10 protein-coding genes are annotated in these 10,385 nt (G+C 44.9%); 5 read left to right on the top strand and 5 right to left on the bottom strand.

Translation table 11 applies throughout. The annotated features are described in order from the left end of the window. The first annotated feature begins 101 nt into the window (after positions 1 to 101). Complete coding sequence (locus HBR94_RS28100) at positions 102 to 662, top strand: hypothetical protein (RefSeq protein WP_170045890.1); 561 nt, start codon at positions 102 to 104, stop codon at positions 660 to 662. Positions 663 to 742: 80 nt separating this feature from the next. Further along, the gene (locus HBR94_RS28105; RefSeq protein WP_170045891.1) at positions 743 to 1,783 is read left to right on the top strand and encodes a YiiX/YebB-like N1pC/P60 family cysteine hydrolase; all 1,041 of its coding nucleotides are present in this window, start codon (positions 743 to 745) and stop codon (positions 1,781 to 1,783) included. A 63-nt stretch (positions 1,784 to 1,846) separates the two neighbouring features. Here the strand turns inward: HBR94_RS28105 and HBR94_RS28110 are convergent, their stop codons facing one another. The 3 genes from HBR94_RS28110 to HBR94_RS28120 all read right to left on the bottom strand — a co-directional run bounded on the left by HBR94_RS28110 (position 1,847) and on the right by HBR94_RS28120 (position 6,347). Next, positions 1,847 to 2,164, bottom strand: a complete 318-nt coding sequence (locus HBR94_RS28110; RefSeq protein ID WP_170045892.1) for a hypothetical protein — start codon at positions 2,162 to 2,164, stop codon at positions 1,847 to 1,849. Between the two features lie 468 nt (positions 2,165 to 2,632). Beyond that, positions 2,633 to 4,195 carry a hypothetical protein gene (locus tag HBR94_RS28115; protein ID WP_170045893.1) on the bottom strand — a complete coding sequence of 521 codons (1,563 nt, stop codon included), beginning with the start codon at positions 4,193 to 4,195 and terminating at the stop codon, positions 2,633 to 2,635. A gap of 142 nt (positions 4,196 to 4,337) precedes the next feature. Beyond that, positions 4,338 to 6,347, bottom strand: a complete 2,010-nt coding sequence (locus HBR94_RS28120) for an ATP-binding protein (RefSeq protein WP_170045894.1) — start codon at positions 6,345 to 6,347, stop codon at positions 4,338 to 4,340. Between the two features lie 616 nt (positions 6,348 to 6,963). On the opposite strand from HBR94_RS28120, the gene HBR94_RS28125 reads away from it, so the two are divergent. Both HBR94_RS28125 and HBR94_RS28130 read left to right on the top strand, forming a co-directional pair. Next, on the top strand, positions 6,964 to 7,479 hold the full coding sequence (locus HBR94_RS28125; protein ID WP_170045895.1) for a hypothetical protein: 516 nt from the start codon (positions 6,964 to 6,966) through the stop codon (positions 7,477 to 7,479). A gap of 126 nt (positions 7,480 to 7,605) precedes the next feature. Continuing rightward, positions 7,606 to 8,763, top strand: a complete 1,158-nt coding sequence (locus HBR94_RS28130; RefSeq protein WP_170045896.1) for a PIN domain-containing protein — start codon at positions 7,606 to 7,608, stop codon at positions 8,761 to 8,763. A gap of 252 nt (positions 8,764 to 9,015) precedes the next feature. On the opposite strand, the gene HBR94_RS28135 is transcribed toward HBR94_RS28130, so the two are convergent. Both HBR94_RS28135 and HBR94_RS28140 read right to left on the bottom strand, forming a co-directional pair. Then, a complete protein-coding gene (locus HBR94_RS28135; RefSeq protein ID WP_170045897.1) occupies positions 9,016 to 9,225 on the bottom strand; it encodes a hypothetical protein in 210 nt (69 codons plus the stop codon). Between the two features lie 49 nt (positions 9,226 to 9,274). Beyond that, positions 9,275 to 9,466 carry an MbcA/ParS/Xre antitoxin family protein gene (locus HBR94_RS28140; protein WP_170045898.1) on the bottom strand — a complete coding sequence of 64 codons (192 nt, stop codon included), beginning with the start codon at positions 9,464 to 9,466 and terminating at the stop codon, positions 9,275 to 9,277. 410 nt (positions 9,467 to 9,876) lie between these two features. Between HBR94_RS28140 and HBR94_RS28145 the strand changes: the two genes are divergently transcribed. Further along, entirely contained in the window at positions 9,877 to 10,281 is a 405-nt protein-coding gene (locus tag HBR94_RS28145) for a hypothetical protein (protein ID WP_170045899.1), read from the top strand. Positions 10,282 to 10,385 lie beyond the last annotated feature (104 nt).

A 10,385-nucleotide genomic window follows, 5' to 3' on the forward strand; every position in this document is an offset into this window, starting at 1 on the left:
GAGCACGAGGTCGGCAGCCTCGCGTTTGAATTCTGCGGAAAAGGTACGGCGTTGTTTGGTCATCTGACACCTCGATCTGGCGAGTATTCTCGCCTAAATGGGTGTCCGGTTTCATTAGACCACTACAGCTGGAAGGCATTGATCAAACCGTTGAGCGAATGGTCTCGGATGCCACCAAAAAACTTAGGAAAAAGCAAAGGACGCTGAAGTCTGAGCTGAAACAGGCGAATGGGGCTTTGGTGAGTCTTGAGGAGCAACTCGATGAAACCATCGCTGAGCGTGATGATGCGCTTGCGCAGGTAAAACAGCTCACCAAGAAACCCAGTAAAGCTGTTGATGATCCCCAAAAGGTTAAAAATCTCGAACGGGAGCTTCAAAGGATTAAAGGGTTATTTGAGCAGAAGAGTGATGAAAATAAGAGTTTGAACTCTCAACTCAAGAACATTCAGGCTGGCGATCAGAAGGTCAAAACCGATCTGAGCAAAGCTCTAAAAGCCAACGCTGAGCTCACGAAGTTTCTCACCGACTTAAAGTCGGCGCTCGTGGAAAGCGGGGTTAAATTAGAGGAAGTCGCCCCAGAGACGTCTGGAATGAGTACCGCTGGCACCGTCCTTTCGGGCAGCACCATTAAGATCACATGGCCGAAGCCGTACCGTGGCTAATAGTCTAATGGGCTATAAGTCCTCGGCTGGTCTAGAGTCACAAAACTTGATACTACCTTGAGTTCAACATAAATTCTAAAATGGAAGTCGGAAGCATGATAAGGGTTGATATTTCAAAGTTGAAGAAGGGAGACATAATTCTTTCAACCTCAACCAAGTTCCAAAGCAAAGTCATTAGATTCTTCACGGATAGCGATATATCTCACGCTATGATTTGCGTGGCAAATGGCTCTGTAATGGACTCGACTGGAGAGGGAGTTCATGCAAGAAATATTGAAAAAATGTTCTATGATGATAGCTGTGCGATTTATGCATACAGACTGAAGGCTGGTATTTCCGACAGTGAGATGCAGGCAGTTCTAGCATATGTGCGCAGCGAAACTGGATCTCCATATACAACTCTGGGCGCAATATCTTCAGTAGTCCTGCCTAAAATCAAGGGAGGTGGTCAGCAGTTTTGCTCAAGACTTGTAGCACGCGCTTACGAGAAGGCTGGGATTAACATAACAACAAACCCTGATACATGTACCCCGGCAGATATCCAAGAGTCACCACTGCTTGAGTTAATTCCTGACGCAGTTATCCCGGTTAGTGATGCTGATATCGAAAATTTAAAAAAAGAAGGCGACACAACGGTTGCTTATCGCGAGATAGAGTCCCGCCTACTAAAGAATCTTAGAGATATTAGGCCAAATATCAGGGTGATAAATGATATAGATAAAATCCTACTAGATGAGCCAGCACTAGACAATATCTTCGCAGCAATCTTCCTGGAGTCCGGCTACTTAGAGTTCTGGCAGGTCGAGAGAAATAGATTTCCCTGGCGGTATGATGAGACGGAAATTGTCGCCTTCTATAACATTATAGAAAACAAAGAGGATCTCATTGGGTACTGCGAGAACACCATCTCAAATGATGCTGAGGGAAAAGGTGATTTCATGCATTGGGATCAAAACCTAGTCCGCTATACCAATTACGAACGCGAAAAAGGATTGCGCACATTTTCCCTAATAAGGGAGCTGTATGTAAAACTGACGTCTGGCCATAAGTTGCGGGTTGAGTCGGCAAATTTTTTAGTTAGAAAGTATAATGAGCAAAATCGGGCCGGCATCTTAATATAAATCTTATAAACGTCCCGGCGAATTTAAGGAGGTCGTCCTGAGGGGCGCTCTCCTTCTAGTTTTTTACTCGCAATCCATCTGGCTGCTCAGCATCTTGAATTGATCAAAATCTTTGCACCAACCATCTTTCAAGAAAGCGAGTTGCTCATCATTGAGTATGGCAGTACCTATGATTTGATTGTGCCTTATTATCAAGACTAAGGTTTTGTCAGAAAGGGCTACGCATCCAAGCTCCTTTATTCGGATTCCATTTTCCCCGGCATCGCTATCAAGCTTGTCAGGTAAATCGAGCATGACCGGCCTTCGAACACTCTCTTGGCGAATTAACGTAGTATTGCCAGACTCTAAAAGATACTGATACTTTTTATCAGAAATACTCATACAAGTATTCTTTTTATAATTTTTGTTGTCAAGCCACTCAATGACCATCCCGCTGCACTAAGTCTTTACAGAGTTCGCGACCTGCAACTATCTGGTCGCGAATCTCTTCAGCGTCAATGCTTATGCCACCACGTGGGGTGGTCTTCAGGGGCTGGAGGCCATTGGTGGCTTAGATGAACTGCTCTTCCTGAAGATTCCAGACTACTTTGCGAACAAAACTCGGGCAAAAAAGGGCCCTGGAGGGCCTAACCTGTTTTCTGTTTGGGTCTCTTAGTGTTCTGCACTACAGCTGCGGTTGAGCCGAAGACCGTCTGACCGCACCGAAGTAGCATGTTTCGATTTAGGATTGCCACGCATTCCTCCGTTGCTTCCAGGACGCCTTTGCCATACATATCAGAGTCGTTGCCCTCGCAGAGCTCTGGCGTGAACCACCGGAACGTCCTTGGTCAGCAGTCCAGCGGTATGGAATTATGAGCATCCCGCATTCGGCCTTGGAAAATACGACGCGCTACCTTGAGTCCAGCGAGAGTCTAAAATTTTACCGACAATGGCGTTGATATATTCTATTTCAGAGTAAAGGCTGCTGTTGGTGTGAGTTGTTACTTTGTTGTGCTCGATGTGAATAAGTCGCTTTTCATATATGTAATCACATCCGAAAACGCATAAAGGCATTACTATATTTGGGTCTGTCCTTTCATTTTCTGCGCAATCGGAGCGCCTCTTTTTGTGAGCTGTTATCAAAGAATCAATTGAATAAGTTTTTCTGCAAATTGCACATTCTTCAGACTCTTTATCTTTAAATAACCACTCGCTAAGAATGTGTTGCTCTTTTCGTCTAATTGTTTCTTGGTCACCGTCGGTACCATCTTCCGTTACTCTAAGGAGGCGCTGTCTAAAGTCTTCATAGCGGTCAATGGTAGGTGTTGTAATGGGCTCCTTGTTGCCAACTAATTGGTAGCTGTAATGAGATCTTCCTTGACTTTTATCTACAAAAATTACGGGTGAGTTTAGAACTGTTTTGTCAATTAGTGGTTTGCTGTATCCGAGAGAGTTTAAGTGAGAAGAAATTTCAGGAAAGCTATGTGCGTCATTCGCGGCAATGTATTGTACGGCGGCCTGCTCAATTTCCGTCAAGCTTTGTTGTTCTAGTTTTATGACTGCGCTTGATCCATGCATTTCAATATATTTTGAAGATGATATATAATGCCGGATTATTTCAACGGCAGGGTAATTACGCTTGTTTGGAGGGGTTCTTCGGTTTAAAGAGTTTCTTAGTGTCTTAGAGAGGATATCTATGTCGGCATGATCAGCTACGCTTTTTATTTTCTCAAGACTATTTATAAGCGTATTATCCCTTGATTCGAATAGATAATATTGCTGATCGTCCTTGTCCATAATCCACGAGTCTTGATTCAACTTGATGGTTGCCACTATGTCGTCATAGGCAATCAGGTTGGATATCGAAGTGTCCTTCAAGTATTCTAGCTTCGCTATCCCTAACAATCCAGGTATAGTTTTTGCTTTTTTTAGAGCTTTTCGTGCGTTTGAAATAACAGAGTTTTTTATGATAAGAAACTCTTGCTTTGAAACAATTTCAGATCTTGTGAGTTCGCTGAGGTCTGCTGAGTATGCTTGATAATCTATGCAGTCACCCAAATCATGCAGTAGGCGTAGTGCCGATATTGTTTTTATATCATCTTCGAAGAGATTGTTGTCTTTTGCATGGGCGGCGAGTTTTGAAGGTTGGTGAAAATTGGAAGACTTTAAATGCTCTGAAAATTTCTTTAGTGATGGCAGGTCGGATAGGTTGGTAAGTTTTTTAAACTTGTTATTAATGATTTGTCGCGGTCTTTCAGAACGCCGTCTATCCGAGTCTCCAACATTAAATTTATTGGCGGCATCATCCAGGGTGGGCCATGGATTGTCTTCAAAGCCGTAGAAATAAATAACCAGTTCTATATCTCTTGATTTGGTGTTCAGCTCCTTTAGAGTTGAGTGCATGTGATCTCGTATTTCGTTCTCGATACTCATAAAATTTTCCAGGGGCTATTCTTGTCTTTGTCTAGTCTTGAGGGTTGATTTTCGAGGTTGACCTACCGGTGCACCAATGGTCGTCGGTTTGATGATGCCGAGGTAGGCCGACTAAAAGCTCGGCCTAGGACAAGTAAACACTTCAAACTGTAGGTGCCGGGACGTCTTGACCTTGTAAGCCCGATATCAGCTCTTCTTTAGTAGTGCCATCAAGATCTGCTCGTTGAGTTTTCAGCTTCTCAAGCAAATAGTCGTTTGTCAGCTCAAACTCATCAAAAATAGTCGCCCACGTTTTAACATAAGCCTTTATTTTATCGTCGCTGGTAATCAGCCCCGGCTCGCCATGAACTTGCATGCTTCTGCATCGGCTGTGGATAAGGCTGCCCTTGCTTGAGATGTTTCTACCAACCAAAATAAGCTCGAACTTTACCAGCTCGCTATTGAAGATAGGATGCGTACTGAGAATCGAGGCATACTCATCGAGTTGCTGAATATGCTTATTATTCAGCGATACACCGGGTCTCTTGATTTCTATAATTACGCAGCGGAAATACTTTCTACCCCTAGAATCAAATAGAGGTTTCTTGCGCGCTAAAAAAAGATCGACTTGCCGCTTCGCCCCTACAAGATCAACACCTATTTCCAAGTCTGCCTCTTCGATATCAACGACTCCAGTTACTTCGGTGCGTAACGACTTGGATATTTTTGTAAACGAATCTTCCTCTGCCCCGAGGATATCGTAGGATGGCCCGAACAACCAAGTATTATTCTCGATTACCTTTTGAAGGTCTGGCGTTTCCCTGACGTCCTTGTAATGAATATTTATAACTTCCTTCAACTGAGCAATAGCATGTTCCCGGTTTTGGAGAATCTCGATTGTCTCAATTATATTGTTTAGCTTGGTCTTGTTTAGCTGGAGGGCGAGTTGCCTCATCGATCCAGCATCCAAGCTCAACACACTTTCTAGTACTTCTAGAATCCCGCTGTTTTCATTCGAGACTGACAGCTTATCAAGCAGCCTAATTATGAGCCTGCGCTGCCGCTTACTACTGCGCATTAAGACAGTAGGGTCGCGAATTATCACGCTCTTAACTATGCCCTTAACATGATTCAGCCTCCAAGCGCTTTCTGTGGAGTCTAAATCCTCATAGTTTGGAAAGTCTCCATCCTGCTCGTATCGATTGACCTCTTCTTCTGCTTGTTGGACTAAGAATTCACTGTAATTATCGCGAAGGAATTCATTTAGCGCCTTCGTCAGCGCTCGATAACTTTTAGTTTGAAAAAAATTTGAAAACGGCTCAGACAAACTTTGATCGCTTGCCGAATACCTTTCGAATAGCTCAGACTTTACATAAACACTGGTAAAATACCCTGGCTTTTTGTTAAGGCTACTAAGCTGTTTATGCAGAATTTTCAACTTCGATGAGACAAAGTTAATAAACGATTTTTCACTGCCCGGTCGATTATGCCAGCGTATCAGTTCTATACTAAAATCCTGATCTTCCACTGTAACCGCATGGGTATAGATACTGTGCGACTGAGGAGTGACGACTTTACCATTAAGCGTCAACGATTTGTGCGGAAGAAGTATTAAATGACCGCCAAACTCCCTGCTGAAATCATTGAGCAGGGCATCTTCAAAAGGGAGTGCTTTTTGGAATCCTCGAATTTCTACACAAGTACCTTGCGAATGCGGGCTTAACAGCGCATGCGTAATTTCTGGCGGAATAGTTACACCAACAATATCGCTAAGATTTGAGCTTTCTACGCTAATTTTCGCGTCTTCGCCTTCATGCCGCGTATACCAAGTAGCGGAGCTTCCTATTTTACTAAACGCCAAGCGCCCTCGTCCTTGCGAACCATGAGTATCATAGGAGTCCTTCTTCAAAGAATCATTAAACCGCCTAAAGTTTTCATGCGGCTTCCTGAAGTTGATTCCTACGCCGTCGTCCAGGACTGTTATCAACTCGGTACCATGGGCCTCGTTTTCCGTAATATCAATTTTTACGGTAGTAGCCGAAGCATCGAATCCGTTCCATACAAGCTCAGATATAGCTTGCCAAGGTTCAACAGTTTTGAAGTGCTTCTGTATTCCGCTATGGGTAATTGCATTCGTACCCGAGAAGTCAAAAGCAGCGAATTCCTTTTCCAAAGGTAGTTCCTCTTGTCATGCATTGTGGCAAGGCAGTTGAGTTCAATTTAAAAAGCTGACTGACGTCTCCGGGATCATCAAGCTTCCGAGCAATTCAAAAAACCAGCATGTCCCTTCGCGATGAAAACGACCTAGATATCTCCACCAACAGGGCCAGAACCAGATCGAGGCGCTTACTAGCGTTGGAATATAGCAAAGGGTGGCAATCTGGTGGCAAGACAATTTCGCGGTCTTTCACATGGTCATGGCTCCCTTGCCCGGCCCATCGCAGCACCAAAGGGCGCATCCACGGCGACAATGGAGATATTGCTATTGACACCCGTAAGCGGACTGCCTCGTGCGCGCAGGTTTGTGGGGTTTTCATAAGCCGGCGGACGGCGCCGGCGCGGTCAATTGATTGGCTTCATGTGATCATGGCATATCACGTGTCGGCTTCCCGATGCAGGCGATTGCAGAGTCAATTGGAGTGGCTCGCACCACACTGCTCGGCTGGAAACAGGGTGCTCAACCTCGAAAGCGTGAGAGGGAAAAAGCGTCTGTGATTATCCGGGTCATGCCAAAACCCGTTCGACAAAGGTAAGCTGTGTCCACAGGCACTGATGCCAAGGATATGGTCATGACAACCGAAGTGATTTTTTACACCCAAGTCGTTTCAATTACCGGTTTCATCATCACCTTGTTTGTACTGTACCGGGTTTTAGTGCAACAGAAAGACGCTGTTATCCAACTGCTAAAAGAACGTTTGGTTGATAAGGACGAGCAGATTGCAGCTCTGAAGGCTCAGACACCTGATGTGTTGGTATCCATCCTTAATGATCGAATCAAGGTCACCCAGGATGAAATTGGCCGCCTCAAAGACGACGGGGGCATTCATCAAAAAGAGATCAATCTGAAGAAAGACGAGCTCCGAGGCATTCAGGACAAGCTGGCTGCCCTATCTGACCTTGTCCGTGAAAGCGATTTAATGTGCCCGAAATGTGGGGATCCGTTGGCCGGCCGCGAGTCACACACGATATATGGCGGCGCAGATGGCGAGCAGGAAGCCGACATCGTGATCACAATATATCAATGCGGCTTTTCTATTGCAGATGATGGGAAAGTACTGTCGCGCTGCCAACATCAAGCCAACTGATAGGATATCTACCAGACGTCACTCGTCGGCGTATCGCTGTAAAAAACACAGAATTGACATTGACAATCACAGAAAAGCATTGAGCTTGAAAATATTCGAATAGGGCAATATTGAATGATACACATAGTGTTAGACACAAACATTCTCCACCAAGAGGGGTTGGAATCTAGAAATATGCAGCTTCTCTCAAAGCTCTCTAATTCTGGCGAGCTTAAAATTTACGTACCTGAAATTGTTAAGCGCGAGTTTGTTTCAAAGAGAACATTAGAAAGTCATGAGAAATTAATCGAAGCAAAAAACGCACTGATTGAGATCTCCAAAAAACTGTTGAAGAATGATCCTCTGCGCGAAACTCTTTCCGAGCAAGAAAAAAGCTTAACATCTATGGCCGATAGCGTATCAAATGCTCTAAAAGCTCAGTTCGAAAACTGGGCAAGTGAGGCCAGCGCAGTAGAGTTAAAAGCAGATCCAGCTGCATTGGATAGCATCATAGACAGTTATTTCAGCGGTACCGGTGCATTCAGAAAGCCTAAGAATCGAGAGGATTTTCCAGATGCCTTTGTAAATCAATGCATTGAGTCGCTCGCAAATAAACACGATAAAATCTATATAGCAATCAAGGACACAGCATTCAAGAAACATCTCGAGACGATTCCGAATATAACACTATCCGACTCTCTCAAGGATTTTTTTCAACTAGAGGAGCTTCAGGCACTAAACGCTAAAATAGATGGCCTACTCAAGAACGTAGAAGCACTTAAAGACTACCTGTCCAGCCAGCCATTTATCGACAGACTGATAGAATACCTGACATCTAAAGAAGAACCCTTGAGCGACATTTATGTCGAAGAGCAGAATATTGATGGCATAAATAATCTAGATATTGATTCATTTGGTGTTTCTATAAATTACGCTCAAGCAAATAGTATTCAAGAAATTGAATTCAGCAATCCAACATATATCGATGAAGGTCACTACTCCCTAGACATAGAATTAACAACAGCCGTCTCCATCCATTACTGCGCTGATTACATGGACTACGTCCAACTTTCTCACCGGCGAATTAAAAGCATCGACCTCTCCAGTGTGAACGGTGATGGAGTGTGCGACTTATCTGAAAGTTTTATCGTGAAATTACAAGGAACTATAGAGGTTTTTTTTGATGGTGAATGGTCTGCACTAGAACTAGATACCCACTCCGCATACTTAAATACCAAAAAAACAAAAATAGAAACTGTTTTAAATATTGAGTCTGGAACAATATTAGAAAGCGCCCAGCGCTAGTAAATAAAACCGGAAAAACAGCGGGCTCTGGTATCCACTCGGTGCTGATCCGGCGTGGATACCTTGGAGTTATTGCCCCAGTGCCCGCTTTCTACTAGACATCAAAGCGTCAAATCCCTACTCGCGAAAACAGTCACATGGATGAGCCGAAGTCCGCCCCGATTCAGCTAAACTCCTTTAGGGCATTGAAAAGTAGATGGTTATGTAATCCCTGAAGGTAGCGCTTGTAAACGAAGGGGCGCGGGAGCCTGGTTACTCCTGTGCCATAAGTATCGCGAGAGTCAAATTTATGAACTTTTCGTTCTTGCTGATTGTGTCCAAAGCACCGCGCACGTTGCCGGCGACCTCCGCTGATCCTCTCTGTTCGACCCAGAGCGTTAGCTCCATTATCGCGGCTTCGAGGGCTAGCTGGTTCTGGTTGATCTTGAAGAGTAGAGAAGGGAGTAAGTCTGCGTTCGACATTGTGATTCCTCCATGGAAGAGCCCAGTTTTTTGGAGGGCGAGACTCGTGCTAACAGGCGTACCCGTGACTGACTCTCTCAAGTTCAGCCTTTACGAGTTCGTATCCCGCCTCAGTGTGAGCAAGCTCCAATGGTGTGCTTCCATCGAAGGCAGTTTTCGGTTGATTTAGCCAAATATCCGCTTTCGCTTTGCTGCCAAAAACAAGCTCGGCTTGACGTTGAATCAGCTCAAAATAATTCATTATTGGCACTCGTGGGATTTGCCGGTATGAGTTCGATTTTAGTCAGTTGCTGTGGTGGATGCTCGTGTGCGGGGGACTACTGAGACTGACCGCCAGTGGCGTTGCCAGCTTTCGTTCCGTTGAAAGCTACGTCTAAAAGTCGTGCGGGTACAGGTGCCGCTTCTGCAGGACGGTTTTGCAAACGCAGCAATGCGAGAAGACTTTCTAGCCTGGGAGCTAGGCTTGTGAATAGTGAAGGCTCCATAGATGTTCAGCTTCCTGCTACGAAGCTGAATGATTTATGACTGAGCACCCGCTTGACGGCAGTTCCACCAAGGAACATACCGTAGCTAAAGGTTTTCTGATCGTGCCCGCAGCGCCTCATAATTGCGTTGTCGTAGGTGCACACACACAGTCATGGGGAGACGTTGATGTATCAAGTCTTTGGTTTACAGAAAATGTTGTATGGGTTTGCGATTTTTTGTTTCGGCATATTTTTGGTCAGAGTCATTTTTTTCAATACGGGCTGGGCTGATAGCGTTGGCGACGCTTGGAGGGTGATGTCGTCATCCATCGCCATAGGCACCGGCGTTGTCATCATTTTTGGTCAGACACCACTTTTTCCAAAGCTTTGCCGATGGCCTCTTATCCGCAGTTACTTCCCCCCGATTGATGGATGGTGGGAGGCGCAGTTGGAATCGAATTGGGGAAAAATTCAGCAACTGAAGGGGCAAGTTGATGAAGCTCCCATTCAGCCGGTGAAGGCTAAGATCCAGATCATTTCCCGTCTTTTCTTCGTTCGCATGAACTTGGTGTTGCCGCTGACCGAAAACTGACCCAGTAGAGGCTGTTCTGCCGACTGAAAACTGACCCAGGTGTTCAACTGCTTCTGCTCAATTTTTGAGCAGGAGAACACAGGGTGATCAGTATGGAAATGATG

Source organism: Pseudomonas sp. WS 5412, assembly GCF_012985615.1.
Taxonomy (GTDB): Bacteria; Pseudomonadota; Gammaproteobacteria; order Pseudomonadales; family Pseudomonadaceae; genus Aquipseudomonas; species Aquipseudomonas shahriarae.

Coding starts and splice junctions, on each gene's coding strand:
- HBR94_RS28105 (WP_170045891.1), top strand. CDS start 743: ATGGAAGTCGGAAGCATGATAAGGGTTGATATTTCAAAGTTGAAGAAG.
- HBR94_RS28110 (WP_170045892.1), bottom strand. CDS start 2,164: ATGAGTATTTCTGATAAAAAGTATCAGTATCTTTTAGAGTCTGGCAAT.
- HBR94_RS28115 (WP_170045893.1), bottom strand. CDS start 4,195: ATGAGTATCGAGAACGAAATACGAGATCACATGCACTCAACTCTAAAG.
- HBR94_RS28125 (WP_170045895.1), top strand. CDS start 6,964: ATGACAACCGAAGTGATTTTTTACACCCAAGTCGTTTCAATTACCGGT.
- HBR94_RS28135 (WP_170045897.1), bottom strand. CDS start 9,225: ATGTCGAACGCAGACTTACTCCCTTCTCTACTCTTCAAGATCAACCAG.
- HBR94_RS28140 (WP_170045898.1), bottom strand. CDS start 9,466: ATGAATTATTTTGAGCTGATTCAACGTCAAGCCGAGCTTGTTTTTGGC.
- HBR94_RS28145 (WP_170045899.1), top strand. CDS start 9,877: ATGTATCAAGTCTTTGGTTTACAGAAAATGTTGTATGGGTTTGCGATT.